Raw genomic sequence first — 26,581 nt, 5'->3', positions numbered from 1 at the left:
CGTCGATTTCGTCGTACTTCTTGGCTTCGCCGCCGAACTTGGCCGACAGCACCGTGGCGATGGCCGCCGTCAGCGTCGTCTTGCCATGGTCCACGTGACCGATGGTGCCCACGTTCACGTGCGGCTTCGTACGTTCGAACTTACCTTTTGCCATTTCTCAACTCCAAAAAGAGCAATACCCGTGTGGTGGTTTTACGTCTGCACCGCATTGCTGATTCCCTCGCCACGGGCAACGAGGGGCATGCGGTCGCAGACAAGATTTGTGCCTCGGCCGCTTCGCGTCTTCGACCAGTCGAAGGGCCGCGGAGCAGGCCATCCCGGCAGCACTCGCGGAACTGGCTTTGCCAGGCCGCAGAGTGCGCCCCCGGAAGGGGGTTGCCGACGCGGACGAAGTCCGCAGAGGCTGGGGGCGAGCTTTACTTCGCCCGGGCGGCCACGATGGCTTCGGACACGTTGCGCGGAGCTTCGGCGTAGTGCTTGAACTCCATCGTGTACGTGGCGCGGCCTTGCGACATCGAGCGCAGGGTGGTCGAGTAGCCGAACATTTCGGACAGGGGGACTTCGGCCTTGATGACCTTGCCGCCGCCAACCATGTCGTCCATGCCCTGCACCATGCCGCGACGGGACGACAGGTCGCCCATCACGTTGCCGGCGTAGTCCTCGGGCGTTTCGACTTCCACGGCCATCATCGGTTCGAGGATGACGGGGCTCGCCTTGCGGGCGGCTTCCTTGAAGCCGAAGATGGCGGCCATCTTGAACGCCTGCTCGGACGAGTCCACGTCGTGGTACGAACCGAAGGTCAGCGCGACCTTGACGTCCACCACCGGGAAGCCAGCGAGCACACCGGTGTTCAGCGCTTCGATCACGCCCTTTTCAACGGCGGGGATGTACTCGCGCGGCACCACGCCACCCTTGATCTCGTCCATGAACTCGAAGCCCTTGCCGGCTTCGTTGGGCTCCAGGCGGAACACCACGTGACCGTACTGGCCCTTGCCGCCCGACTGGCGAACGAACTTGCCTTCGACATCCGACACCGACTTGCGCACGGTTTCGCGGTAGGCCACCTGGGGCTTGCCCACGTTGGCTTCCACGCCGAACTCGCGCTTCATGCGGTCCACGATGATTTCGAGGTGCAGCTCGCCCATGCCGGAGATGATGGTCTGGCCGGACTCTTCGTCGGTGCGCACGCGGAACGACGGATCTTCCGAAGCCAGGCGTTGCAGCGCCAGGCCCATCTTCTCCTGGTCGGCCTTGGTCTTGGGTTCCACGGCCTGCGAGATCACCGGCTCGGGGAAGACCATGCGCTCCAGCGTCACGATGGAATCGGGATCGCACAGGGTCTCACCCGTGGTCACGTCCTTCAGGCCCACGCAGGCGGCGATGTCGCCGGCGCGGATTTCTTCCACTTCCAGGCGCTCGTTGGCGTGCATCTGCACGATACGGCCGATGCGCTCCTTCTTGCCCTTGACGGGGTTGTAGACGGTGTCGCCCTTGGAGAGCACACCCGAGTACACACGCACGAAGGTCAGCTGGCCGACGAAGGGGTCGGTCATCAGCTTGAACGCCAGGGCGGAGAACTTCTCGCCGTCGTCAGCCTTGCGGCTGGTTTCCTGCTCGTCCTCGTCCGTGCCGGCGACCGGGGGAATGTCCACGGGCGACGGCAGGTAGTCGATCACGGCGTCCAGCATGCGCTGCACACCCTTGTTCTTGAACGCGGTACCGCACAGCATCGGCTGGATTTCCGTGGCGATGGTGCGCTGGCGCAGGGCGAGCTTGATCTCGTCCTCGGAGAGGTCGCCCTCTTCCAGGTACTTGTTCATCAGCTCTTCGTTGGCCTCGGCCGCAGCCTCGACCATCTTCTCGCGCCATTCCTTGGCGGAGGCGACGAGGTCGGCCGGGATGTCCTGGTACTCGAACTTCATGCCCTGCGAGGCTTCATCCCAGAGGATGGCCTTCATCTTGAGCAGGTCGACCACGCCCTTGAAGTTGTCCTCGGCGCCGATCGGGATCACGACGGGCACGGGGTTCGCCTTCAGGCGCAGCTTCATCTGGTCATAGACCTTGAAGAAGTTGGCGCCGGTGCGGTCCATCTTGTTGACGAACGCGAGACGGGGCACCTTGTACTTGTTGGCCTGGCGCCAGACGGTTTCCGACTGGGGCTGCACGCCACCCACGGCGCAGTACACCATGCAGGCGCCGTCGAGCACGCGCATGGAACGCTCCACCTCGATGGTGAAGTCCACGTGGCCGGGGGTGTCGATGATGTTGAAGCGGTGCTCCGGATAGGACATGTCCATGCCCTTCCAGAAGCAGGTGGTGGCCGCCGACGTGATCGTGATGCCGCGCTCCTGCTCCTGCTCCATCCAGTCCATGGTCGCCGCGCCATCGTGCACTTCGCCGATCTTGTGGTTCACGCCGGTGTAGAACAGGATGCGCTCGGTCGTGGTGGTCTTGCCGGCGTCGATGTGGGCCGAGATACCGATGTTGCGGTAGCGCTCGATGGGGGTCTTGCGTGCCATGAGAAAACTCCTTTAACGGCATAGAGCCCGCCCGCCGGTTGCGGCGGGTCGGGCTCCAGGCCTCTGAGATATGGGGACGAAAATCAGAAGCGGAAGTGGCTGAAGGCCTTGTTGGCCTCGGCCATGCGGTGCACTTCGTCGCGCTTCTTCATCGCACCGCCACGGCCTTCGGTGGCCTCGAGCAGCTCGTTGGCCAGGCGCATGGCCATCGACTTCTCGCCGCGCTTGCGAGCGGCTTCCTTCAGCCAGCGCATCGACAGGGCCAGACGGCGCACGGGACGCACTTCGACAGGCACCTGGTAGTTCGCGCCACCGACGCGGCGGGACTTCACTTCGACCATCGGCTTCACGTTGTTGATGGCCGTGGTGAAGATTTCGAGCGGATCCTTGCCGCTCTTCTTTTCGATGGTGTCAAGGGCACCGTAGATGATGCGCTCGGCAACCGCCTTCTTGCCGCCTTCCATGATCACGTTCATGAACTTCGACAGCTCGACATTGCCGAACTTGGGATCCGGCAGGATTTCACGTTTGGGGACTTCGCGACGACGTGGCATGTTTCAAACCTCTTTGCTTCAGTTGGCACCGCCTTCCGGCACTGCCGCGAGAGCCAGCAGGACTCTCACTTACTCGACCCGCACAGACATCTGCGCTTGGGGTCACTACGTCCGGACGGCCCGCCAAGGCTGCCGAACACCGAATGATCCGAAGATCAGGAAGGCGATCAGGCCTTCTTGGGGCGCTTCGCGCCGTACTTGGAGCGGGACTGCTTGCGGTCCTTGACGCCTTGCAGGTCAAGCGAGCCGCGCACGATGTGGTAGCGCACACCGGGCAGATCCTTCACACGGCCGCCGCGCACGAGCACCACCGAGTGCTCCTGCAGGTTGTGGCCTTCGCCGCCGATGTAGGAAATGACTTCGAAGCCGTTGGTCAGGCGCACCTTGGCGACCTTACGCAGTGCGGAGTTCGGCTTCTTGGGCGTCGTGGTGTAGACGCGGGTGCAGACACCGCGACGTTGCGGCGAGTTCTGCATGGCCGGGCTCTTCGACTTGGTCTTCTCGACCTCGCGACCCTGGCGCACCAGTTGGTTGATGGTTGGCATGGATAAATGGTCCCAAAAATCCCCTGAAGCCCCGTGACAGGCAGACCAACTCGTAGAGCCGGCGGGAAAACGACAAAAACGTGAACCCCTTCGGAAAATTCCGAAAAGCCCTCGATTCTAGCGCGCGGCGCGGACGCTGGCAACTTGCATGGTTGAGCGTCCTCATCCGTCATGCGCGACGCGCGGAAGCCGCGCCCATACACAGCGACCCGCCGGTGCGGCCACGGCCGCACCGGCGGGCGTGGGAGGGGCGCTTACTTGATCCAGAGCCGGATGGCGTCCCAGGCACGACCGAGAACGCCCGCCTGCTCGACAGGCTCCAGCGCCAGCAGCGGCACCTCGGTCACCGGCTGGTCCGCCAGCGACACCTTCAGCCGCCCGACCACCTGGTTCTTGGTGAAGGGGGCGACCAGCGGGTCCGGGCGGACCACCTCGGTCTTGACCTTGTTCGCCGAGCCAGACGGCACGGCCACGACGATCGGGTCCGGACGGCCGAGCTTGAGCGTGTTCTCCTTGCCCTTCCAGACGGCCGGCGTGGCGACCGGCTGGCCGCCATCGAACAACTTGACGGCGTCATAGGCCGTATAGCCCCAGTTCACCAGCTTCTGCGACTCGTTGGCGCGCGCGTTCTCGCTGCTCGTGCCCAGCACGATGGACAGCAGCCGCCGACCGCCACCCAGGTTGGGGAAGTCGCGCTTGGCCGTGACGATCATGCAGTAGCCTGCCGCCTCGGTATGGCCGGTCTTCAGGCCATCCACCGACGGGTCGCGGAACAGCAGCAGGTTGCGGTTGGTGTCGTTGGAGGCCGGCGTGCCCGGGTAGCGGTACTTCTTGATGGAGTAGTAGTGCAGGTACTCCGGAAAATCCTTCATCAGCCGGGTGGCCAGGATGCTCAGGTCGCGCGCGGTGGTGGTGTGGCCGGGCGCGGTCAGACCTTCGGGATTGCGATAGCCGGTGTTCTTCATGCCCAGCGCCTTCGCCTGCTCGTTCATGAGCCGCACGAAGTTCTCGGCCGAACCACCCACGCCCTCGGCGAGCGCCATGGTGGCATCGTTGCCCGACTGGACGATCATGCCTTTGATCAGGTCGTCCACCGGCACCTGCATCTTGGGGTCGATGAACATGCGCGAGCCGGGCATCTTCCAGGCGCGGGGGCTGACCGGCAGCGTCTGGGTCAGGGTGATCTTCTTGGCCTTGAGCGCGTCGAAGACCAGATAGGCGGTCATCAGCTTGGTGAGCGAGGCCGGCTCAACCGGCGAATCGATATCCTTCTCGGCCAGGATCTGGTTGGCCGTGACGTCCAGCAGCAAATAGCTCTTGGCAGCGATTTCGGGCGGAATGGGAGCCTGGGCGCCTGCCAGCGTGCTCACCGTGGCGGCCACGACGAGAACCAGCGATCGAAGAAGACGGATCATGCGTTGGGAAAGCGAAGCGTCCGAAGACGAAAGAAACGAAGGGCTGGAAGGCATGGGCGGCCGATAGGGCGGGCAACCTTGCCGGACCCGGGGCGAATCATGCAGCGGTGGCCGACATCAGCGCTCGGCGCGGAAACGGCCCACCCGTCTTCATGACCCGGCGCGAGCCGATTGGTTCACACCTCAGTCTGCAGACGAAAGATGCCGCGCCACCAGCGACTTCAGCAGCGGCAATTGTCCGTGAAAGAAATGCCCGCCTCCGGGCACCACGGTGATCGGCAGCGCTTGCGGGCGCGCCCAGTCCATGACCGCGGCGAGCGGCACGGTGTCGTCCTGTTCGCCGTGCACGACCAACGTGCGCTCGTGCAGCGCTACTGGCAGTGTCGCCACCTGGAAGCGCGAGGCGGCCGTCCCGACGAGCACCAGCCGGCGGACATCGCGCTCGCCTTCCAGACGCGTCACGGCCTGGCTGGCCACGAAGGCACCGAAGGAGAAACCGGCGATCGCAAGCAGCCCTTCAGGCGCCAGCTCCCGCACGACCTGGAGGAAATCGTCGGTCTCGCCGCGACCCTCGTCGTGCAGGCCCGCACTGGCCCCGACACCACGGAAATTGAAGCGGATGGCCGTATAGCCGCAGGCCACGAAAGCGCGGGCCAGCGTCTGGACCACCTTGTTGTCCATCGTCCCGCCGAAAAGCGGATGCGGATGGGCGATCACGGCGACACCCGCGTGCGCAACACTCTCGGCGCCGCGGTCACGCAGCACCTCGATGGCACCGGCGGCGCCGGCAAGACTCAGTCGTTCAGTCTGTGCGTTCATGTGAGCAATCGAGCCCGGCCTGCAGACATGCAGGCCCGGGCCAGAAGAGGAACAGGCGGCCGATGCAGGGCCGGGTCAGCGCCCGACGTCGGGAGGAAGCACGAGGCGCTCCACGACTTCGCCGCGCTTGAGGTGGGAGTCGACGATCTCGTCGATGTCGGCCTTGTCCACGAAGCTGTACCAGGTGCCTTCGGGATAGACCACCGCCACCGGGCCGCCCGCACAGCGATCGAGGCAGCCAGCCTTGTTGACGCGGACCTTGCCCGGCCCGGCCAGCCCCTCCTTCTTGACCCGTGACTTGCAGTGGTCGAAGGCCGACTGCGCATCGTGCAAGGCGCAGGAGTCTTCGCCAGCCTTGCGCTCGTTCAAACAGAAGAAGATATGGCGGGCGTAGTACGGCTGGGGCATGGTCGGCAGATTCTAGGAGTGCTGCCGCCGGCTGAGGCCGTATAGGGCATAGCCCATGGCGGCAAAAGGCCAGAGCCAACCGAGCCATTGCGCCAGGCCATGGAAGCGGATAAAGCGCCCCTGCTCCCAGGTCGCCAGCGTCTGGGCGAAATAGGCGCTTTCGGGCGCCTGGTTGAGCAGGCCCAGATGCAGCCCCAGGGCAAGAAGCATCAGACCCATGGTCACCCGGCGGCGCGCCGCCACCAGCCCCAGGGCCAGCAGAAGCGCAAGGCCGATGCCCACCCGCACAGGCATGCTCAGCCAAGCCCAGGCATGCTCAGGCCCATAGCTCAAGGCGGCGGACAGCGCGCTGGCCCAAACGCCCGCCAGCGCAACGATCGCGAGCACCAGCAGCCGGGCGGGGCGGGATCGGGTGATGGAAAACGCCAGAAGACAGGGCACCAGCAGGCCCAGCATGGCGCACAGCATCTCCGCCGCGGGCACCAGCGGCTCGAGCTCGAACTCGCGCATGGGCAACCAGTCGAGGAAGGGCGTGTCCACCAGCCAGTCGGCCACGGCCGCTTCCAGCCGCTCGAAGATCTGCCCCAGCCCGAAGGGCACGGCGGCCGGGAAGAGCAAGGCGACCGGCCACAGCGCCAGCAGCACCAGTGCGCCTCGGGCCTCGTCGATGAACCAGGACGCCCGCAATCGGCTCCAGCGCTCCAGCACGCCGAGCCTTACCAGCGTCGCGGCGATCAGCGCCCCAAGCAGCGCGCCCACGGCGTTGAGCGCCAGGTCGACGTTGGAAGGAATGCGCGAAGGCAGGTAGCTCTGCAGTGTTTCCATGGCGAGCGACAGCAGCAAGCCGGCGCCGAAGGCGCGTCCCGTGGCGACCCAGGCGCCGGTGGCCACGCCCCCCCGCAGCACCGCCGTGGCCACGAGAAAGCCGAAGGGCACGTAGCCGGCGACGTTGATGCCCAGGTCGAAGCCCGTCCAGTACTTCGGCCAAGGCGCGCTCAGGAAAGCCCAGGGCGCGATGCCCTGATCACGCCAGTGGTCGAAAGGGTAGAGGCTCGCATAGACGATCAGCGCCGCATAGGCCAGCGCCAGCGGCAGTGCCGTCGTCTTGCGCGCTGCGGCCGTCACCGGGCCGACCGCTCAGAACGGCTTGACCACGGCCAGCACCACGATGGCCACCAACAGCAGCACGGGCAGCTCGTTGAACCAGCGGAACCAGCGGTGGCCGAGACGGTTGGTGTCGGCCTCGAAGCGCCGCAGCAGGCGCGCGCACACATGGTGGTAGCCGATGACCACCAGCACCAGGACCAGCTTGGCATGCAGCCAGCCACCGCTGATGCCATAGCCCAGCCAGAGCCAGGCGCCGAAGCCCAGCGCCGGGACCGCCAGGAAGGTGGTGAAGCGCAGCAGCTTGCGCGCCATCAGCAGCAGGCGCGCGCGTTCGGCCACCGAGGAGGCGGGCACCATGGCCAGGTTGACGAAGATACGTGGCAGGTAGAACAGGCCCGCAAACCAACTGGCCACGAAGACGATGTGAAAGGACTTCACCCAGAGCATCGGCGCAGTGTACGGAGCCCCGGACGGCCACGGCCCGGACAAAAAAAAGCCCGGCGTCTGTACGCCGGGCTGGGAAGCCCTTTTGCTGTCACACATCAAGGCACCCGCTCAGGGAGGAAAAGCGGGGAGCGGCAAGCCGCTCAGCCAGAAATCTAACAAGATCGCGGCATCTCTTCAACATTTGATCAGCATTTTTTTAACCATTCGGTCGGACGATAGGAAAAACGGCCTCATCAAGCCCCATTCCGGCACACGAAGAGGGCGCTGCGCAGGGCTGGGGCACAATTTTCGGATGACCTTCCACGCCCCCTACCCCGCCGGACGGCCGCGCCGCCTGCGCCGCGACGGCTTTTCCCGCAACCTGGTGCGTGAGAACGTCCTCACCGCGCACGACTTCATCTACCCCGTGTTCGTGCACGAGCAAACCGGGCGCGCACTCGTGCCCTCGATGCCCGGCGTGGAGCGCGTCTCGATCGACGAGCTGTTGCGCGTCGGCGAGGATGCCCTCGAGCTGGGGGTTCCGGTGCTCGACCTGTTCGGCGTGCCCGATCCCACCGCCAAGACCGCCGACGGCGCCATCGCCTGGGACGAGAACGGCATCATCCCGCGCGCCATCCGGGCGCTGAAGTCGCGCTTTCCTGAACTGGGCGTGATGACGGACCAGGCACTGGACCCCTACACCACGCACGGGCAGGACGGGCTGATCGACGACAGCGGCTACATCCTCAACGACGAGACCATCGAGGCCCTGATCAAGCAGTCGCTCGCACACGCGGCGGCGGGCGTGGACATCCTCTCGCCCAGCGACATGATGGACGGCCGCATCGGCGCCATCCGCTCGGCGCTGGAAGCCAATGGCTTCATCCACACGCGCATCATGGCCTACAGCGCCAAGTACGCCAGCGCCTTCTACGGCCCCTTCCGCAGTGCCGTCGGCAGCGCTGGCAACCTGGGCAAGGGCAACAAGTACACCTACCAGATGGACCCGGCCAACACCGACGAGGCGCTGCGCGAGGTGGCCATGGACATCGCCGAAGGCGCCGACATGGTGATGGTCAAGCCCGGCATGCCCTATCTGGATGTCGTGCGCCGGGTCAAGGAGACCTTCCGCGTGCCCACCTTCGCCTACCAGGTCAGCGGCGAATACGCCATGCTCAAGGCCGCGGCACAGAACGGCTGGCTGGACCACGACGCGGTGATGATGGAAAGCCTGCTGGCCTTCAAGCGCGCAGGGGCCGACGGCGTGCTGACCTACTTCGCCCTCGACGCCGCGCGGCTGCTGCGCGCGGCCTGAGGGCGTCGGCGACAGCGCTGCGATGCGGGTCCTCGACATCAACAGCGTGCAGGCGCGCGAGCTGCCGCCCTGTTCCGCGCACACGCTGCCCGAGCCGCCAGCGCGCGGGCACTTCTACTGGCTCTCGGTCACCCGGGCCGAACTGCGCGAGGCCCTGCCCTCGTTGCAGATCTGGCTGCAGGCGCTGACCGGCGTTCGGCTGGTCGACCTGCACGTGAGCGACCTGCTCAACGAACACCTGCCGTCGCACTACGACGCGACGTCCGCCTACGACGTGCTGGTGCTGCGCCGGCTGGCCAGCACCCCGCCGGGCGAAACGATGTCCGAGATGGCGCCGGCGACCTTGCGCGGCGGCCCGCCAGTGCTGCGCCGCATCGACACCCGGCCTGTGGGGTTCGTGGTCTTCGAACGCCTGCTGCTGACGGTGCACCCAGAGGACGGAAGCGTGCGCGATGCCGTGGCCGAACGCCTGATGACGGCCGACGCCCAGCCGCTGGACGTGCGAGCCGTCTCCAGCCGCCTGCCGACAGGCCCGGCCGATCTGATGCTGCGCGTCGCCAACCAGATCGTGGACGGCTACCTAGCGCTGCGCCGCGAACTCACACGCCAGCTGGACCACTGGCAGACCGAGCTGATCGATCCGAAGACGCGCTTCACCAACTGGGGAGCCCTGATGCAGGCGCGCCAGGGGCTTCACCACCTGGACGAGATCTGCGAAGACCAGCAGACGGCGGTGCAGGACTGGATCGACACGCTGGAGGCGATGCCGGTGCCCGACGAGGCCAGCGCCCGCCGCGACCACGAACTGCTGCTCGTGCGCAGCCGCGACGTCCTGGAGCACATCGAGCGCGTGGTGCGCCATGTGCGCCGGCTGGAGCAGAACGCCGAACTGGCGGTGCAGTTGCACTTCAACGTCCAGAGCCACCGCACCAACGACATCATGCGGGTGCTCACGGTGCTCACCGCCGTCTTCCTGCCACTGAATTTGATCGCCGGCATCTTCGGCATGAACTTCGAGTTCATCCCGCTGGTGCATGCCACCGACGGCTTCTGGGTTGCGCTCGTGGCGATGGTGCTGATCGCAGCGCTGCTGGTGGTCGTTTTCTGGCGCAAGCGCTATCTGGCACGCACCACCCACTGAGCCCGGTAGCTACTCACAAAGCACAAGGGCCGGGTGCGCTCGACGCGCACCCGGCCCGGGAGATTGCCACGGCTTGCCGATCCCGAGTCGGACCGGCAAGCAGACAAACTTTAGAACTTGCTGGCGCCGGTGCTGCGAGCTGCGGCATCGACCGGGTTGGCCAGCGTCGAGACGACCTTGCTGTTGAAACGCGAACCGCTGCTCACATTCTGGTCGGGCGCGTAGGCGGCGCGCACGGCTTCGGCCTGCACGGTGGCACGGGGTTGCGACACGGCCACGGTTTCGGCGCCGCGCGAGCCGCGCACCACGTTCTGGTTGGCGGCCTGGGCGGCAGCAACGGCCTGCGCCTGGACGTCGGTGCGGCTGAGGGCCGACACCGGCGCTTGCACGCCTTCGTAGGTTTCGGCCTGGGCGCCGGCGATGGCGACGAAGGACAGTGCGGCGGCGGCGAGGATCTTCGATGCGTTCATGGTTCAACTCCTGACATTTGACGGAACGCGAACGAAGCTCCTGTTTTGGAAGCACTCACCCTTTGTGGTGCCTTGCTTTCGTCCGCCGGACCCGCAAGTCGCTGAGCCCGTGGAACGAATTGTGTCGTTGCGACTCCGTAGAAACCCGGCCTGTCGAGAACCACGCTGTTCGCGTATTTGAAACAATGACGGCCGCTTCTTCGTACCCATCTCCGCACCCGCCATGGACAGCCTCGATCTCATCCGCACCTTCCGCGAAGTCGCCATGCAGGGCAGCTTCTCCAAGGCGGCCAAGCGCCTGGGGCTTTCCAAGGCCACGGCCAGCAAGTACGTGGCGGAACTGGAGACGCGCTTCGGCGTGCGCCTGCTCAACCGTTCCACCCGCTCGGTCAGCCTGACGGATGCCGGCTCGCTGCTGCTGGAACGCAGCCAGCCGGTGATGGAGATGGTGGAGCTGACCCAGGCCGAACTTCAGGAGCGGGCCAACCAGCCGCGCGGGCGGCTGCGCATCTCCGCCCCCGTCGGCATGGCCAGCGGCGACCTGCCCAATCTGCTGGCGGAGTTCATGGGCTACTACCCCGACGTCAACATCTCGCTGCAGCTGACCAACCAGGCCGACCTGGCGGAAGAAGGCATCGACGTGGGGCTGCGCTTCGGGCCCATCGAGGACGAGAACCTCATCGTGCGGCGCCTGCTGTGCATGCAGATGGTGGTGTGCGCCTCGCCGGTGTACTGGCGCAAGCACGGCATGCCGCGGCGACCCGAGGACCTGACCGGACACACGGCGCTGACGCTGGTGAGACAGGGCATCGATCCGACCTGGCGTTTCGAAGAGCGGGGCCGCAAGATCGATGTGCCGGTCAAGAGCCGGATGGAGGCGTCCGAGGCCGGACCGCTGATCCACGTGGCCATGCGAGGACTGGGCGTGATCTACGTGCCGGCCCTGGTGGTGCAGCCGCACCTGGACCATGGCGAACTGGTGCCGGTCCTAGGGGAATTCAGCCGCAAGGACATGTGGCTGTCCGCAGCCTACCTGCAGCGGCGCCACAACAGCGCGGCGCTGCGGGCGCTGCTCGACTTCCTGGAATCGCGCATCGGCCCGAAGAGCAACTACGCCAAGCGGCAGGCGCAGTGCCAGGCCCTGCAGAAAGAGGCCGAAGGCAAGGCCGCCGACAGGGCCGACAGCCCGGCGGCACCCGTCTCCTCTGCGGCCGCCTGAAGGCGTCCAGTAGGAAGGCGACCGCGTGCCGATGGATGCGGCCTTGAGCAAGGCCGCATCCGCTTTCGTCAGCCGAGGTGCTTGGCGAAGAAGGCCAGCGTGCGCTCACGCGCCAGCTTGGCCGATGGCGCGTCGTACGAGCCGCGCTGGTCGCAGTTGAAGCCGTGGTTGGCCTCGTAGATGTGCACCTCCACCTCGGGATGCGCCTTCTTGAAGGCTTCGACCGTCTCCAGCGGGATCCAGTGGTCCTGTTTGCCGAAATGGGCCATCACTGGCACCTGGGGCTGGCGGGCCGATTCCTCGGGCGTGGTCATGCCGCCGCCGTAGTAAGGCACCGCGGCCGACAGGCCGGCCAGTTCGCTGGCGCCGCGCCAGGTGAGCAGGCCGCCCCAGCAGTAGCCCACCAGACCGACCTTGCCGGCCCGACCGGCGTATTCGATGGCGGCCTGGATGTCCTGCAGCACGCCGGGTGCGGGCAGCGCCTCCACGGCGGTCTTGAGTTCGAAGCCGGCCTTCATGTCGGCGTCGGTGTAGCCCAGCTCCACGCCCTGCTTGACACGGTGGAAGGTGGCCGGCGCCACGGCCAGATAGCCCTCGGCGGCATAGCCGTCGGCGACGGAGCGGATGTGCGAGTTCACGCCGAAGATTTCCTGCACCACCACAACGGCGCCCTTGGGCGTGCCGGCGGGTTCGGCCACGTAGGCGGGGAAGGTGAAGCCATCCTTGGCGGTCAGGTCGATGAATTGGCCCATGGGGTCTGCTCCTTTGGGTACAAACGGGGGGGTTGGACAGGTCCGGCCGGTCAGGCGTCAGGCCGCCGGCAGGCACCAGCGGCGCGCCGCCACCAGCGGCCGGGCGCGAGTTTCACCCGAATCGTCGAACCACGTCGTCAGAGAAGGAGTCGACCTTGGAATCCGGAGTGCTCTTGGTCACCGGCGCGAGCCGCGGCATCGGTGCCGCCGTCGCGCTCGAAGCGGGCCGCCGCGGCTGGGCGGTGGCCGTCAACTACGCCAGCCAGTCGCTGGCGGCCGACGAAGTGGTCCGCCGCATCCGCGAGGCGGGCGGCCGTGCCATGGCCGTACGGGCCGACGTGGGCGACGAGGCGCAGATCGAAGCCATGTTCCGTCAGGTCGACGCCAAGTTCGGCCGGCTGACTGGGCTGGTCAACAACGCCGGCGTGGTGGACGTCCAGGCCCGCGTCGACGAGATGCAGGGTGCGCGGCTGGAGCGCATGTTCCGCATCAACGTGACAGGCAGCTTCCTGTGTGCACGCGAGGCCGTGCGGCGCATGAGCACGCGCCATGGCGGCAGCGGCGGCGCCATCGTCAACCTCAGCAGCGCGGCGGCGCGCCTGGGCTCGCCGGGCCTGTACGTGGACTACGCCGCAAGCAAGGCCGCCATCGACACCATGACGCTGGGCCTGGCACGCGAGGTGGCGGCCGAGGGCGTGCGGGTCAATGCCGTGCGGCCAGGGCTGATCGACACCGAGATCCATGCCTCGGGCGGACTGCCCGACCGCGCCTTCCAGCTCGCCGGCACGGTGCCGATGCAGCGCGTGGGCACGGCCGACGAGATCGCCGCCGCCGTGCTGTGGCTGCTGTCGCCCGGAGCCAGCTACACCACCGGCGCCCTGCTGGACGTGACGGGCGGGCGCTGAAGGGATGACCGGCATGGGCCACTCGATGGACCTGATCAAGCCGCTGATCACGCTGATGGCCATCGTGAATCCGCTGGCGATCGTGCCCTTCTTCATCCACTACACGCAGGGCTACAGCGACCGCATGCGCGAGCGCACCGCCCGCGTGGCGGCCTTCAGCGCCTTCGTGGTGATCGCGGTAAGCGCGCTGATCGGGCTGCAGCTGCTGTCCTTCTTCGGCATCTCGATCGCCAGCTTCCAGGTGGGCGGCGGCATGCTGCTGCTGATGAGCGCGCTGAACATGCTCAACGCGCAGCCGGCCGAGGCCAAGACCAGCAAGGAAGAGATCCGTGCCACGGAGGTGAAGGCCTCGCTGGGCGCCTCCATCGCCGTGGTGCCGCTGACCATTCCGCTGCTGACCGGGCCGGCCACCATGTCGACCATGGTGATCTATGCCGAGAAGGTGCAGCACTGGTGGCAGATGCTGGTGCTGGTGGGCTACGGCGCCGTGATCGCCCTGGCCACCCTGCTGGCGCTGCTGATGGCGGAACCCATCGCCCGCGTACTGGGCAAGACCGGCATCAACGTGATGACGCGGTTGATGGGTCTGATCCTGGCCGCGCTGGCGGTGGAGGTGATGGCCGACGGGCTGGGCAAGCTGTTTCCTGTGCTGGCCCGCGCCGTGCCCTGATCAGCGGCGGCTGTTGACCCAGCGGACCATGTCCGCGACCACCTCGTCACTGGCCGACGCCAGGGCCTTGGCGCCACCGGCCGCATCGGCGGTGGCGGCCGGCCGCTGAACGACGAACACCCGCTGACCCAGCACCCGCTCGCCCGTGGGCGACAGCGACAGCAGCGTGGCACGCACCCGCACCAGGCCGCTGCTGGCAGTAGGCGACGCGAAATAATGGCTGAATTCGTCGAGCGAGATGCGCAGCACTTCGCTGCTGCGGCCCTCGCGCGCCAGGTTGCCGGCTTCCAGCGTGCCGAGCACGGTGCGATGCTCGGCCAGCGCATCGCGCAGGCGCTGGCGGAAGAGCTGAAGCGGCGGCTGTGTCCAGCGCGCGGTGGCGTAGGGCCGCAGCGCCTGCGCGTCCTCGTAGCCCAGCCGGTAGTTCAGGGCCGTACCCTCCAGGCGCGAGGCGGCGGTGTCCAGGTCGGCCAGGGTGATCGGTGGCAGCGCGGCCGTGGACGCAGACGCCGTCGCCGCGGGCGCCAGGGGGCCGGGGCCGAAGTCGTAGCTGATGCTGCGCTGCGGCTTGTCGGGCAGCGCGCTGCAGGCGGCCAGGGCCAGCGCCGCGGCGGCCAGCAGCGCGCGGCAGGCAACGCCGGCACAAGGTGCGCCCCCGACGCCAGGGCCTTGGCGCTCGGAAGCGGCATCGCGGCTCGGCACGACGGGAACCGCGGACAGGGAACGACGGTGGATCCGGCGGGACATGAAAGCGCTCCTTCGCATCAGCGGCCGGTCGCCGCAGGCACCGGCGCCACGAAGCCGGGCTCGCCGGGACCGGGCGCCGGCACGCCCGTGCCATAGATCAGCGATTGCGGGCTGTCGGCAATGGTGTCGGCCACGCGGCCCAAGCGGCGCGCGGCCAGCGAGGTGTCGTCGGCCGCGCGGTTCAGGCGAGGCAACGTGGTGGCATTGACCGACTCCAGCGTCTGCTGCAGCGCGGCCGTGCCGCTGCCCAGTCGGGCCAGCGCGCCGTCCTCGGCATTCAGGCGCTGCAGCGTGGCGTTGAGTGACTGCGCCGCCTGGCCGAAGTTCTGCGCGGTGCCGCGCACCGTCTGCGCCAGGGGCGGAATGGCGGCCAGCGCCGGATCCACCCGCGTGCGCAGGGTCTGGTCGAGCGTGCGGGTGAGATCGTTGGCATGGGCCGTGACCTGCGCGATGTTCTCCAGCGCCTGGGCGATGCGCTGCTGGTTCTGGTCGCTCAGCAGCGCGTTGGCGCGGCGCGTGGCCTCTTCCACCTGGTTCAGGATCGCCTCGCCGCGGCCCTGCAGCTGCGAGAACATCGACGGCCGCAGCGGGATCTGCGGCGGATCGTCGTTGTTGGGCAGCAGCGGCTCCTGCGACTCGCCCTTGTCGTCCAGCGCCACGAAGGCCAGGCCGGTCACGCCCTGGTAGCTCAGGCTGGCGAAGGTGGACTTGGTGAGCGGCACCCGCTCGTCGATGGCCAGGCGCACCCGGACGTTGCCGCGCTTCTCGGGGTCGAAGTCGATGCTGGCCACCTTGCCGACCATGATGCCGCGGTAGCGCACCGCCGCCTGCGGCTGCAGGCCGCTGACCGCGTCGCGCGTGCTCAGCTCGTAGGTGTTGCGCACCGTGCTGTCGCGGGTGAACCAGAGCACCAACGCCACCAGCAGGGCCAGCATGCCGAAGACGAAGGCGCCGGCGGCCAGGGCATGGGACTTGTTTTCCATGGTGTTCCTCTTCCCGTTCAGGATGGCAGGGCGAGCGCGGCACGGTGGCCGCGTCCGCCCAGGAAGTACTCGCGGATGAAGGGATGGTCCACCGCCATCACCTCGCGGGCGCTGCCCAGGGCGATCACGCGCTGGTCGGCCAGCACGGCGATGCGGGTGGACAGGTCGAACAGCGTGTCGAGGTCGTGGGTGACCATCACCACCGTCAGGCCCAGCTCGCGGTGCAGGCCGCGCAGCAGCTCGCAGAAGCTGTCCGACGCGGCCGGGTCCAGCCCGGCCGTGGGCTCGTCGAGCAGCAGCAGGGGCGGGTCCATGATGAGCGCCCGCGCCAGGGCCACACGCTTGATCATGCCGCCCGAAAGGTTGGCCGGCATCTTGTGCGCATGCTCCGGGCCCAGGCCCACCATCTGCAGCTTGACCAGGGCCGCATCGCGGATCAGCTCGTCGGGCAGCAGCTTGAGTTCGCGCAACGGAAAAGCGATGTTCTCCAGCACGCTGAAGGCAGAGAACAGCGCTCCGTGCTGGAACAGCATGCCCACGGCCGCCGCGCCGCGCGCACTCAGCTGCGCAGGGGGCGCGCCCAGCACCCGCACCGTGCCACGTGTGGGCACCTGCAGCCCCAGGATCTGGCGCAAAAGCACCGTCTTGCCGGTGCCCGAGCCCCCCACCAGCGAGAGGATCTCGCCGCGCCGGATGTCCAGATCCAGGTCGCGGTGCACCACCTGCACCTGGCCGCGCGCACGAGGGAATTCGGTCCACAGGCCGCGGATCTCCACGACTGGGTCTTTGCTTGGCGCCTCTTGCATCATCGGAAGCCCACCCCGCGGAACAGCAGCGCGAACAGCGCATCGACCAGGATCACCATGGTGATCGCCGCCACCACCGAGGCGGTGGTGCGACGGCCCAGGCTCTCGGTGTTGGGCTCCACCCGCAGGCCATGGTGGCAGGCGATCAGCGCGATCATCACGCCGAAGACCGCCGACTTGGCCAGCGCGATGTACAGGTTGACGAAGGGCACCGCGCGCGGGAGTTGCTGCATGAAGAACACGGGGGCGATGTCCAGCGCGGACCATGCGGCGAACATGCCGCCCGCCAGCGCCGACAGCGAGGTCCACAGCGCCACCAGCGGCATCACCACGGCCAGGGCCAACACGCGCGGCATGACCAGGCGGTAGCCCGGCGGAATGCCCATGACGCGCATGGCGTCCAGCTCTTCGGTCACGCGCATGACACCGATCTGGGCGGTGATGGCGGAGCCCGAGCGGCCTGCCACCAGCACCGCGGCCAGCACCGGCCCCAGCTCGCGCAGGATCGACAGGCCGAGGATGTTGACCACGAAGGATTCCGCGCCGTAGTTGCGCAGCTGGTTCGACATCAGGTAGGCCAGCACCACGCCGATCAGCAGCCCGACGAGCGCGGTGATCGGCAGGGCCGTGGCGCCGATGCGGTAGAGATGGCCCGAGAAGTCGCGCCAGGGTCCGCGCTGCGGTGCGCGGACCAGCCGCAGCAGGTCCAGCGCCAGCTGGCCGACCAGCAACAGGGTGTGGCGGCCCAGGCGCAGCAGCGCGGGGCCCTGCGCCAGCAGGCGCGCCGGCCAGGTGGCCCAGCCCTGCGCAGCGGGGGGCGGCAGCGGCACTGTGTACTGCGCGACCTGGTCGAGCACGGCCTTCTGCGAATCGCTGAGCTGGAGCTGCGCCGGCCATTGGCGGCCCCAGTGGTTCCACAGCAGCTGGGCGCCCACATGATCAAGCTGCTCGATGCCGCGCAGATCCCAGCCGCCGCCCGTGCCGGCCGCCTCGTCGAGGCAACGCTCCAGCGTCTGCCACTGCTCGCGCGAAGAAAAGGCCAGCACGGTCCACCGCCCGGTGGGCGCCCACGGCCCATGCTCCTCGGCCTGGGCGCGGTCCACGCGCGGCCATGCGTCATCGCTCGGAAGCTGGATGTGGGAGGAAGGCATTCGTTGGCGGTGTGCCCGACCGTGGACCGGCCGGCGGCGGGCAACCGGCGAATGCTACCCGCTGACCTGCCACTGACGCTTGACCGCGCGGGGCGCGATCGGCGGTGGGGCCACTCCCACAAACCCTGGCGGAGCGAGCGGCGGGCAGGCCGACCGAGCCCGACCCGCGCCGCCCTTTAGACCGACGACGGCGCCGGCGGTGCGTGCACCGAGAAGCCCTCCGCAAAGGCCTCCCGCAGCCAGGCGACGAACGCCGCGACGGCCCGCGGCACATGAGGGGCGTAGGGGCGGATGGCGAACAGCTGCTCCGCGAAGGCGCCCACCGGCTGCCAGGCCGGCAGCACCTCCACCAGCTGGCCGCTGCGCAGGCCGGCCTGGGCGCTGAAGTCGGGCAGCAGCGCAATTCCCAGGCCTGCGGCAGCGGCGTCGCGCAAGGCCTCGCTGTTGTTGGCCGCGAAAGGCCCGGCCACCGGCACGGTGATGCGCTCGGTGTCCGCCTGCGCGGGTCGGGGCAGGAAATGCCAGGCGGGCTGGTCCTGGCGCGGGTAGTACAGGCAGTCATGGCCGGCCAGGTCCGCCGGCACCGCCGGCTCGCCGCGCTGGCGCAGGTAGGCGCGACTGGCCACCAGCAGGCTGCGGGTCTGGCACAGGGGCCAGGCCACGTGGGTGTCGGGCGGCGCGGCGCTGTGCCGGATGGCGAGGTCGAAGCCCTCCATGGCCAGGGCGCTCAGGCGGTCGGAGAGCTCCAGCTCGATGCGCACCTCAGGATGGGCGCGCAGGAAGTCGGCCAGCCGCGGCACCAGCTGCTGCCGCGCCAGCGCCACGGGCGCCGTCACCCGCAGGCGGCCACGGGGCACGCCGGCCAGGTCGCGCACGCCGGCGAAGCTCTGGGCGATGGCGTCGAAGGCGCTGCGCGTCTCCTCCACCAGCCGCTGGCCGGGCTCGGTCAGGCGCACGCTGCGGGTGGTGCGCTGCACCAGGGGCACGCCGGCCTCGCGCTCCAGCTCGGCGATGCGCTGGCTCATGCCCGCCTTGCTCACGCCCAGGCGACGCGCCGCAGCGGTGTAGCTGCCCTGCTCGGCCAACACGGTGAGCCAGTGCACATGGGCCCACAGGCCTTCGATCTTCGAATGATCCATGGCCTCATTGTTCAGGAAATTGAACAATCAGTTCAACCGCCGCGCCTAGGCGTCGCGGAAACGCGGTCCTAGACTGCCCGCCACTTTCCTCCTTCCACCCACGGGACCCCGATGAAGAACAGCATCGCCGCCATCGACCACTACATCCACGGCCAGGTCGTGGCCAACACCTCCGGCCGCACGCAGGACGTGTTCAACCCCGCCACCGGCGCGCTGACCGGCCGCACCGGCTTGGCCGACGTGGACCAGGTGAACGCCGCCGTGGCCGCCGCGCAGGCCGCCTTTCCGAAGTGGGCCGACACGCCGCCGATCCGCCGCGCGCGGGTGATGTTCAAGTTCCTGGAGTTGCTGAACCAGCACCGCGATGAACTGGCCCACCTGATCACCGCGGAGCACGGCAAGGTGTTCACCGACGCGCAGGGCGAGGTCACGCGCGGCATCGACATCGTGGAATTCGCCTGCGGCATCCCGCAGCTGCTCAAGGGCGACTTCACCGAGCAGGTTTCCACCGGCATCGACAACTGGACCCTGCGCCAGCCCCTGGGCGTGGTCGCCGGCATCACCCCCTTCAACTTCCCGGTGATGGTGCCGATGTGGATGTTCCCGGTGGCCATCGCCGCGGGCAACACCTTCGTGCTCAAGCCCAGCCCGACCGATCCCAGCCCCTCGCTGCGCATCGCCGAACTGCTGAAGCAGGCCGGCCTGCCCGACGGCGTGTTCAATGTGGTGCAGGGCGACAAGGTGGCCGTGGACGCGCTGCTGACGCACCCCGACGTCAAGGCCGTGAGCTTCGTCGGCTCCACGCCCATCGCCAACTACATCTACGAGACCGGCGCCCGCCACGGCAAGCGCGTGCAGGCCCTGGGCGGCGCCAAGAACCACATGGTGGTGATGCCCGACGCCGACATCGACCAGGCCGTGGACGCGCTGATCGGCGCCGGCTACGGCTCGGCTGGCGAGCGCTGCATGGCCATCAGCGTGGCGGTGCTGGTGGGCGACGTGGCCGACAAGCTGATCCCCAAGCTGGTCGAGCGCACGAAGACGCTGAAGGTGCTGGACGGCGAGAACCTCGACGCCGAGATGGGCCCGATCGTCACCAAGGCGGCCCACGAGCGCATCAGCGGCTACATCGCGCTGGGCGAGCAGGAAGGCGCCAAGCTTCTGGTGGACGGCCGCGGCTTCGACGGCAAGCAGGCCGGCGAAGGCTGCGAAGGCGGCTTCTGGCTGGGCGGCACGCTGTTCGACCATGTCACGCCCGAGATGCGCATCTACAAGGAAGAGATCTTCGGCCCGGTGCTGGGCTGCTTGCGCGTGAAGGACCTGGCCGAGGCCGTCGACCTGATCAACGCCCACGAATTCGGCAACGGCGTGGCCTGCTTCACCCGCGACGGCAACGTGGCGCGCGAATTCGGCCGCCGCATCCAGGTGGGCATGGTCGGCATCAACGTGCCGATCCCGGTGCCCATGGCCTGGCAGGGCTTCGGCGGCTGGAAGCGCTCGCTCTTCGGCGACATGCATGCCTACGGCGAAGAGGGCGTGCGCTTCTACACCAAGCAGAAGTCAATCATGCAGCGCTGGCCGGAGAGCATCGGCAAGGGCGCCGAGTTCGTGATGCCCACGGCCAAGTAAGGCCCGCGGAAGGCGGTGCTACCATGGTGTTACCCGATTGAGATCGATTGGAGAACGCGATGGGAACCACCTCCTTGAAGCTGCCTGAGGACCTCAAGCAGACGATCCAGCAGTTTGCCGAGCAGGACCAAGTCTCGGCACATGCCTTCATGCTGCGGACCCTGCAGGACGAAGTCCGGCGGCGCCAGCAGCGCGCCGAGTTTTTGGCGGATGCGATGGCGGCGGCTGCGGAGATCGATGCCGGCGGGCCGGTATATGACGCTGAGGATGTCCGCGCTTGGCTCAAGGCGCGCATCCGTGCCCGCTCGACGGGCGAGTCGGTGCCTGAACCGGTTCCCGTGCGAGGCCGCGGCGCCAAGGCTGCGGCCTCGAAGGCCAAGTCGGCTGCATGACGCGCCTGACGTTCTCGCCGCGCGCCAGGCTCGACCTGGACCGCCTCACCGAATTTCTCTCCCCCACTGACATCGAAGCCGCCGACGACACGGTGGATGTGATCGTCGACGCCCTGCTTGTACTTGAACACCAGCCACGAATCGGCCGTCCAGCACCGCAACGCTGTCGCGAACTGGTGATTCATCGCGGGCGCTCGGGCTATGTGGCCCTTTATCGCGTCAGCGCCGACGAGGCCTGGGCCGAAGTCCTGGCCATCCGCCACCAGCGCGAATCCGGTTACCACCCGGGCGATCTGTAGCGCCCCCATCCAATTCCCTCCCGCCACCCGCACAAGGCCCGACAGAGGCACAGGAGACAACCCGTGAGCGACACCACCTTCGACTACATCGTCATCGGCGCCGGCACCGCCGGCGCGCTGATGGCCAACCGCCTGAGCGCCGATCGCGGCAAGCGCGTGCTGCTGCTGGAGGCCGGCCGCAAGGACGACTACCACTGGATCCACATTCCGGTCGGCTACCTCTACTGCATCGGCAACCCGCGCACCGACTGGCTCTACCAGACCGAGCCCGACGCCGGCCTCAACGGCCGCGTGCTGCGCTACCCGCGCGGCAAGACGCTGGGCGGCTGCTCCAGCATCAACGGCATGATCTACATGCGCGGTCAGTCGCGCGACTACGACGGCTGGGCGCAGATCACCGGCGACGACGCGTGGCGCTGGGACGAGGTCCTGCCCGCCTTCAAGCGCCATGAGGACCACTACCTGGGCGACGCCGGCCAGCCTGGCGCCCAGGACCCCGAATTCGCCCGCTTCCACGGCCATGGCGGCGAATGGCGGGTTGAAAAGCAGCGTCTGCGCTGGGACATCCTCGACGCCTTCGCGCAGGCCGCGCAGGAGGCGGGCATTCCGCACTCCACCGACTTCAACCGCGGCAGCAACGAAGGCGTGGGCTACTTCCAGGTCAACCAGAAGGCGGGCTGGCGCTGGAACACGGCCAAGGCCTTCCTGCGACCGACCTGCTTCGGCCGGCCGAACTTCGAGCTGTGGACCGGCGCCCAGGTGGCTCGGCTGCTGATCGAGTCCACGCCCGAGGGCGGCCGGCGCTGCACCGGCGCGCGCGTGTGGAACGGCCGCGAGATGGAGGAGGTGCACGCCACGCGCGAGGTGATCCTGTGCGCCGGCGCCATCGGCTCGCCGCAGATCCTGCAGCTGTCGGGCATCGGCCCGGCCGAGGCGCTGCGCGCCCAGGGCATCGAGGTGCAGGCCGACCTGCCCGGCGTCGGCGCGAACCTGCAGGACCACCTGCAGATCCGCGCCGTGTTCAAGATCAACGGTGCGCCCACGCTGAACGTGCTGGCGTCCAGCCTGGTGGGCAAGGCGCGCATCGGGCTGGAGTACGTGCTGCGCCGCAGCGGCCCGATGAGCATGGCGCCCTCGCAACTGGGCGCCTTCACCCGCAGCACGCCCGACCGGCCCTGGCCCAATATCCAGTACCACGTGCAGCCGCTGTCGCTGGACGCCTTCGGCGATCCGCTGCACAGCTTTCCGGCCTTCACGGCCAGCGTGTGCAACCTCAACCCGACCAGCCGTGGCACGGTGCGGCTGAAGACGCCGCGCTTCGAGGATGCGCCGGCCATCGCGCCCAACTACCTCTCCACCGACGAGGACCGGCAGGTGGCGGCGGACTCGCTGCGCGTGACCCGCCGCATCGCCGCCCAGCCCGCCCTTTCGCGCTACCAGCCGCAGGAATGGAAGCCGGGCCCGCAGTACGAGAGCGACAAGGACCTGGCCCGCCTGGCCGGCGACATCGCGACGACCATCTTCCATCCGGTGGGCACCGCGCGCATGGGCGCCGATGGGGACCCGCAGGCCGTGCTGGATTCGCGTCTGCGCGTGCGCGATGGCCGCGGCGGCCTCATCGCCGGTCTGCGCGTGGTCGATGCGAGTGCGATGCCCACCATCACCAGCGGCAACACCAACAGCCCGACGCTGATGATTGCGGAGAAGGCGGCGGGCTGGGTGCGCGAGGCGGCGCGCGCCTGAGCGGGGGGAGCAGCCGCGCTCCGCCCGCTCGTGTCAGGGACCGCGGGCGGGCGCGCCCCGCCGGCCGGACCAGGACGGTGCGCGGCTGCCACCAAGACATCGCCGGCGGCCGTCCGTGTCGACCTTCAGGCCGCGCGCGCCGCCGCCTCGCCCGCCAGATGTCCGCGGGTGAAGGCCTCCTCGAAGATCGAGCAACCCGACCAGTCCGCATGCGCGAAGTGCAGCCGGCCGGCCTGCACCTCTCCACCAGGCACGAGGCGCGCACGCAAGCCCGGCGCCGGCACCGCCATGGCGTGGCCATAGCGGGTGATGGCCAGCCGCGTCGCGCGCTCGGCCAGATCGGGATGCGGCACGGACAGCTCGGCCATCAGTTCGTCGCGCCACGCCTCCCAGGGGCGCTCGGCCAGCAGGCGGCGCCCGTCACTGCCGTCGAACTCGCTAGCACCCAGCGGGCGGTACCAGCTCAGCACGGTCGGCGCGGGCGTCGGGTCCAGCCGCTGATGACCCGCATCCACATACCCCAGTCCGCGCGTGCCGTAGACCACGTTGTCCCAGCTCGGCGCGGCGCCGGGCCGGTCGCGTAGGGGCGCGGACAGGTGCAGGTTGGCCACCAGCCAGGGCGAGTAGGTCAGCACACCCCCGAGTTCGGACAGGAAAACCGGCGGCGACGCCACCACACGCGCCGCAACGAAGACCGGCAGCGCCACGATGCACTGCTCGGCCTGCCAGCGGACGCGCTGCTGCGCCGCCGCGTCCCAGGCATCGACCGTCACACCGCTGCGCGTCTGTTCGATCTGCAGCACCACCTGACCGGTGTGGAGGCGCTCCGCCAGCGGCGCAGCCAGACGGCGGCTGAGCCAGGCATTGCCCTCGGGCCAGGTGAAGACCCCCTCGCGCTCGGCGTCGAGGCCGTCGCCCGGCGCATGGAAACCGTGGCGACTGGCGAAGTAATGCAGCCCCGCCCAGGCCGAGACATGGGCCAGACCGGCGCCATAGTCGTCGCGGCAACAGTAGCCGAGGTACCAGCGCAATTGCGGGTCATCGAGCCCCTCGGCGTCCAGCCAGGCGACGAAGGTCGTGCGGTCCAGGTCTGCCAGCAGCGCCGACGGCGCCGCCCGCAGCGTGGGAATGGCGAAACGCGTCGCACGGACAAGCGCCTCGACCTTCTGCGCGAAGCGCCGGTATTGCGCCAGCGTGGCCGCGCCCACGCCCTGCACCGGCAGCAGCCCTTCCTGCCATTCGCCCCGGAAGAAGAGCCGTTCCTGCGGGCTGTGGCACAGGTGGCGCTCGTCGTAGACCCAGCGTCCGGCTTCGCGGCGGCGCAGGCCCAGTTCCTCCAGCAGGTCCTGCACTTCGCGCGCCTCGTCGCCGGGCACCGGCAGGTAGTGCGCGCCCAGCGGGCAGGCCAGGCCGCCGACCTGGCCGCCACGGGCGTTGCCGCCGGCCTCGTCCTCCAGTTCGAGCAGCGCGAAGTCGTCGATGCCGGCCTGGCGCAGCGCGCGTGCCGCCGCCAGGCCGGCGACACCGCCGCCCGCGATCAGCACGCGGGTGCGCCGCTCCTTTGCCACCGGCTGCGACGTCCAACGGCCATCCCGCAGGGCATGGCCGCGCACCATGTCGATGCCGGTGAAGCCGCCCTCCAGCGGCGGTGCCTCGCGACCGCAGCCCGCCAGCCAGGCCGGCAAGGCGACCGCCGCCGCACCCGCAGCAGAAGCCCCGACGAAGCGCCGGCGGCTGCCGCTCAATGGCCGCTGACCTTGCCCCATTCCTGCTCGTAGGTATGCACCAGCACCTGGTTCGACAGCCGGTTGACCTCGGCCGGCACGCGTGCCATGTCCTTTGGGAAGTCGAACAGCAACGGCAGCGTCTGCGGCGACAGGAAGCGCAGGCCCTCGGGCAGCGCCGTCGGCAGGCGCCAGGGTCGGCGGCTGGCGACCACGTAGCCCCATTCACCGAAGCTGGGCACATGCGCGTGGTAGGGCGTCGCCGTGAGGCCGGCGGCCTCGATGGTCTGCACCACCGTCCAGAAGCTTCGCCGCGCCACCAGCGGCGAGGTGGTCTGCACCACCGCATAGCCGCTGGCCGCGAGGCGTTGCGACAACAGGGCATAGAAGCTCTGCGTGTAGAGCTTGCCGATGGCGAAATTGGTGGGATCGGGAAAGTCCACCACGATCACGTCGTAGAAGCCATCGTCGCCGTCTTTGGCGGGCTGTTGCAGCCACTGGAAGGCATCGGTGTTGACGATGCGCAGCCTGGGCGAACGCAGCGAATGGCCGTTGAGCGCCGCCAGCTGCTCATGGTCGCGGAACAGCGCGGTCATGTTCGGATCAAGCTCCACCAGCGTGACCTGCTCGACCGAGGGGTACTTGAGGATCTCGCGCACCGCCATGCCGTCGCCGCCACCCAGTACCGCCACCTGGCGTGGCGCGCCCTGGGCCGCCATGGCCGGATGCACCAGCGCCTCGTGGTAGCGGTACTCGTCGCGTTCGGCGAACTGCAGGTTGCCGTTGAGGAAGAGCCGGTGGCCCGCATTGCCGCGCGTGACCACGATGCGCTGGTAGGGCGAGCTGGCGGCGAAGACGATGCGCTCCTGGTAGAGCTTGTCTTCCGCCAGGCTGCTGATGCGCTCGGCCCCCACGAAGGCGCCCGCCAGCGCCGCCAGCGTCAGCACGCAGGCCATCGCATGCGCGCCAAAGCGCCGCAGCTCGTGCCGGAACAGCCACAGCGCCCACAGCCCCACGGCCGCATTCATCAGCCCGAACAGCAGCCCCGTGCGCACCATGCCCAGCTGCGGCACCAGCACCAGCGGAAAGGCCACCGACACGGCCAGCGCGCCGAGGTAGTCGAAGGTGAGCACCTGCGAGACCAGGTCCTTGAGCTGGATGTCGCGCCGCAGGATGCGCATGACCAGCGGAATCTCCAGCCCTACCAGCGTGCCGACGACCAGCACGCCGCCGTACAGCAGCAGGCGGAAGGCGCCGGGCACATAGGCATTCGCCAGGAAGAGCATCGCCGGCAGGCAGCCGCCGACCAGCGCCACCAGCAGCTCGATGCGCAGGAAGTGGGCGGGCAGCTGCCGCTCGAAGTAGCGCGACAGCCAGGAGCCCACGCCCATGGCGAACAGATAAGCGCCGATCACGGTGGAGAACTGCAGCACCGAGTCGCCCAGCACATAGGAGCTGAGCGCCGCCGCGCTGAGTTCGTACACCAGCCCGCAAGCCGCCACCACGAAGACGCTGGCCAGCAGCGACACCGCCACGGGCGACGGCGCACGCGCCACCGCCGTCATGCGAGCCCCCCTTCAGCGCCCAAAGCGGCAGGGCTCGACGCGGCCGCCGCCGGGCCGCCCCACGGCGGCCGAGCCACCCCCCCGGGGGGTGGCGTTACACGCCGCGCAGCGGCGTGAAAAGCCGGGGGGCTCGACGCG

Annotated in this window: 27 protein-coding genes; 9 read left to right on the top strand and 18 right to left on the bottom strand. The window is 68.6% G+C overall.

The genetic code is table 11. The features are described from left to right. The 9 genes from QZ772_RS13745 to QZ772_RS13705 all read right to left on the bottom strand — a co-directional run. Positions 1-154, bottom strand: a 154-nt coding sequence (locus QZ772_RS13745; protein ID WP_295527109.1) for a GTP-binding protein, incomplete at its 3' end; no start/stop codon positions are given. A 262-nt stretch (positions 155-416) separates the two neighbouring features. Beyond that, the gene (gene fusA, locus QZ772_RS13740) at positions 417-2,519 is read right to left on the bottom strand and encodes an elongation factor G (protein WP_294366754.1); all 2,103 of its coding nucleotides are present in this window, start codon (positions 2,517-2,519) and stop codon (positions 417-419) included. Positions 2,520-2,602: 83 nt separating this feature from the next. Beyond that, positions 2,603-3,073 carry a 30S ribosomal protein S7 gene (rpsG, locus tag QZ772_RS13735; RefSeq protein ID WP_017759705.1) on the bottom strand — a complete coding sequence of 157 codons (471 nt, stop codon included), beginning with the start codon at positions 3,071-3,073 and terminating at the stop codon, positions 2,603-2,605. A gap of 167 nt (positions 3,074-3,240) precedes the next feature. Continuing rightward, the gene (gene rpsL, locus QZ772_RS13730; protein WP_017759704.1) at positions 3,241-3,618 is read right to left on the bottom strand and encodes a 30S ribosomal protein S12; all 378 of its coding nucleotides are present in this window, start codon (positions 3,616-3,618) and stop codon (positions 3,241-3,243) included. Between the two features lie 254 nt (positions 3,619-3,872). Further along, positions 3,873-5,033, bottom strand: a complete 1,161-nt coding sequence (locus tag QZ772_RS13725; RefSeq protein ID WP_295527161.1) for a D-alanyl-D-alanine carboxypeptidase family protein — start codon at positions 5,031-5,033, stop codon at positions 3,873-3,875. 183 nt (positions 5,034-5,216) lie between these two features. After that, positions 5,217-5,852, bottom strand: a complete 636-nt coding sequence (locus QZ772_RS13720) for an alpha/beta fold hydrolase (RefSeq protein ID WP_295527158.1) — start codon at positions 5,850-5,852, stop codon at positions 5,217-5,219. Positions 5,853-5,927: 75 nt separating this feature from the next. Further along, positions 5,928-6,260: an NAD(P)H-dependent oxidoreductase subunit E gene (locus QZ772_RS13715; RefSeq protein ID WP_295527155.1), complete on the bottom strand. Its 333-nt coding sequence runs from the start codon at positions 6,258-6,260 to the stop codon at positions 5,928-5,930. Between the two features lie 12 nt (positions 6,261-6,272). Further along, positions 6,273-7,385, bottom strand: a complete 1,113-nt coding sequence (locus QZ772_RS13710) for a VanZ family protein (RefSeq protein WP_295527153.1) — start codon at positions 7,383-7,385, stop codon at positions 6,273-6,275. Between the two features lie 12 nt (positions 7,386-7,397). Beyond that, positions 7,398-7,814 (bottom strand): CopD family protein, encoded by a 417-nt coding sequence (locus tag QZ772_RS13705; protein WP_295527151.1) that lies wholly within the window; start codon positions 7,812-7,814, stop codon positions 7,398-7,400. Between the two features lie 292 nt (positions 7,815-8,106). On the opposite strand from QZ772_RS13705, the gene hemB reads away from it, so the two are divergent. Both hemB and QZ772_RS13695 read left to right on the top strand, forming a co-directional pair. Continuing rightward, positions 8,107-9,108: a porphobilinogen synthase gene (gene hemB, locus QZ772_RS13700; RefSeq protein WP_295527149.1), complete on the top strand. Its 1,002-nt coding sequence runs from the start codon at positions 8,107-8,109 to the stop codon at positions 9,106-9,108. A gap of 22 nt (positions 9,109-9,130) precedes the next feature. Continuing rightward, complete coding sequence (locus tag QZ772_RS13695) at positions 9,131-10,249, top strand: magnesium transporter CorA family protein (RefSeq protein ID WP_295527147.1); 1,119 nt, start codon at positions 9,131-9,133, stop codon at positions 10,247-10,249. Positions 10,250-10,359: 110 nt separating this feature from the next. Here the strand turns inward: QZ772_RS13695 and QZ772_RS13690 are convergent, their stop codons facing one another. Next, the gene (locus tag QZ772_RS13690; protein ID WP_294366729.1) at positions 10,360-10,719 is read right to left on the bottom strand and encodes a DUF4148 domain-containing protein; all 360 of its coding nucleotides are present in this window, start codon (positions 10,717-10,719) and stop codon (positions 10,360-10,362) included. 223 nt (positions 10,720-10,942) lie between these two features. Between QZ772_RS13690 and QZ772_RS13685 the strand changes: the two genes are divergently transcribed. After that, positions 10,943-11,938: a LysR family transcriptional regulator gene (locus tag QZ772_RS13685; protein ID WP_295527144.1), complete on the top strand. Its 996-nt coding sequence runs from the start codon at positions 10,943-10,945 to the stop codon at positions 11,936-11,938. A gap of 68 nt (positions 11,939-12,006) precedes the next feature. On the opposite strand, the gene QZ772_RS13680 is transcribed toward QZ772_RS13685, so the two are convergent. Further along, on the bottom strand, positions 12,007-12,690 hold the full coding sequence (locus QZ772_RS13680; protein WP_295527141.1) for a dienelactone hydrolase family protein: 684 nt from the start codon (positions 12,688-12,690) through the stop codon (positions 12,007-12,009). Between the two features lie 155 nt (positions 12,691-12,845). Here QZ772_RS13680 and QZ772_RS13675 point away from each other — a divergent pair, with 155 nt between their 5' ends. Both QZ772_RS13675 and QZ772_RS13670 read left to right on the top strand, forming a co-directional pair. After that, positions 12,846-13,595 (top strand): SDR family oxidoreductase, encoded by a 750-nt coding sequence (locus QZ772_RS13675; protein ID WP_295527139.1) that lies wholly within the window; start codon positions 12,846-12,848, stop codon positions 13,593-13,595. 25 nt (positions 13,596-13,620) lie between these two features. Next, positions 13,621-14,265: a MarC family protein gene (locus QZ772_RS13670; RefSeq protein WP_295527164.1), complete on the top strand. Its 645-nt coding sequence runs from the start codon at positions 13,621-13,623 to the stop codon at positions 14,263-14,265. Here the strand turns inward: QZ772_RS13670 and QZ772_RS13665 are convergent, their stop codons facing one another. The 5 genes from QZ772_RS13665 to QZ772_RS13645 all read right to left on the bottom strand — a co-directional run bounded on the left by QZ772_RS13665 (position 14,266) and on the right by QZ772_RS13645 (position 19,091). Next, positions 14,266-15,012, bottom strand: a complete 747-nt coding sequence (locus QZ772_RS13665) for an ABC-type transport auxiliary lipoprotein family protein (protein WP_295527137.1) — start codon at positions 15,010-15,012, stop codon at positions 14,266-14,268. It lies immediately after the preceding gene. Positions 15,013-15,029: 17 nt separating this feature from the next. Then, positions 15,030-15,995: an MlaD family protein gene (locus tag QZ772_RS13660; protein ID WP_295527135.1), complete on the bottom strand. Its 966-nt coding sequence runs from the start codon at positions 15,993-15,995 to the stop codon at positions 15,030-15,032. 17 nt (positions 15,996-16,012) lie between these two features. Further along, positions 16,013-16,801, bottom strand: a complete 789-nt coding sequence (locus QZ772_RS13655) for an ATP-binding cassette domain-containing protein (RefSeq protein WP_366510595.1) — start codon at positions 16,799-16,801, stop codon at positions 16,013-16,015. Further along, positions 16,801-17,952, bottom strand: coding sequence for an ABC transporter permease (locus tag QZ772_RS13650; RefSeq protein ID WP_295527129.1), 1,152 nt, complete (start codon positions 17,950-17,952; stop codon positions 16,801-16,803). Before QZ772_RS13650 ends, QZ772_RS13655 begins: the two co-directional genes overlap by 1 nt. 176 nt (positions 17,953-18,128) lie before the next feature. Continuing rightward, positions 18,129-19,091: a LysR family transcriptional regulator gene (locus tag QZ772_RS13645; protein WP_295527127.1), complete on the bottom strand. Its 963-nt coding sequence runs from the start codon at positions 19,089-19,091 to the stop codon at positions 18,129-18,131. Positions 19,092-19,202: 111 nt separating this feature from the next. On the opposite strand from QZ772_RS13645, the gene QZ772_RS13640 reads away from it, so the two are divergent. The 4 genes from QZ772_RS13640 (at position 19,203) to QZ772_RS13625 (ending at position 23,154) form a co-directional block, all read left to right on the top strand. After that, a complete protein-coding gene (locus QZ772_RS13640) occupies positions 19,203-20,720 on the top strand; it encodes a CoA-acylating methylmalonate-semialdehyde dehydrogenase (RefSeq protein ID WP_295527124.1) in 1,518 nt (505 codons plus the stop codon). Positions 20,721-20,767: 47 nt separating this feature from the next. After that, a complete protein-coding gene (locus QZ772_RS13635) occupies positions 20,768-21,112 on the top strand; it encodes a hypothetical protein (RefSeq protein ID WP_295527121.1) in 345 nt (114 codons plus the stop codon). Further along, positions 21,109-21,411 (top strand): type II toxin-antitoxin system RelE/ParE family toxin, encoded by a 303-nt coding sequence (locus QZ772_RS13630; RefSeq protein WP_295527119.1) that lies wholly within the window; start codon positions 21,109-21,111, stop codon positions 21,409-21,411. The genes QZ772_RS13635 and QZ772_RS13630 overlap by 4 nt, the downstream gene beginning before the upstream one ends. Positions 21,412-21,474: 63 nt before the next feature. Then, complete coding sequence (locus tag QZ772_RS13625; RefSeq protein WP_295527116.1) at positions 21,475-23,154, top strand: GMC family oxidoreductase N-terminal domain-containing protein; 1,680 nt, start codon at positions 21,475-21,477, stop codon at positions 23,152-23,154. 125 nt (positions 23,155-23,279) lie between these two features. On the opposite strand, the gene QZ772_RS13620 is transcribed toward QZ772_RS13625, so the two are convergent. Beyond that, the gene (locus QZ772_RS13620; protein ID WP_295527114.1) at positions 23,280-24,920 is read right to left on the bottom strand and encodes an FAD-dependent oxidoreductase; all 1,641 of its coding nucleotides are present in this window, start codon (positions 24,918-24,920) and stop codon (positions 23,280-23,282) included. After that, positions 24,896-26,443 (bottom strand): polyamine aminopropyltransferase, encoded by a 1,548-nt coding sequence (locus QZ772_RS13615; RefSeq protein ID WP_295527112.1) that lies wholly within the window; start codon positions 26,441-26,443, stop codon positions 24,896-24,898. The genes QZ772_RS13620 and QZ772_RS13615 overlap by 25 nt, the downstream gene beginning before the upstream one ends. Between the last annotated feature and the right edge of the window lie 138 nt (positions 26,444-26,581).

This window comes from uncultured Pseudacidovorax sp., from assembly GCF_913773995.1.
Taxonomy (GTDB): Bacteria; Pseudomonadota; Gammaproteobacteria; order Burkholderiales; family Burkholderiaceae_C; genus Xenophilus.
The sequence above is the reverse complement of the archived record's forward strand: the minus strand, read 5'-3'. Positions and strand labels throughout refer to the sequence as shown.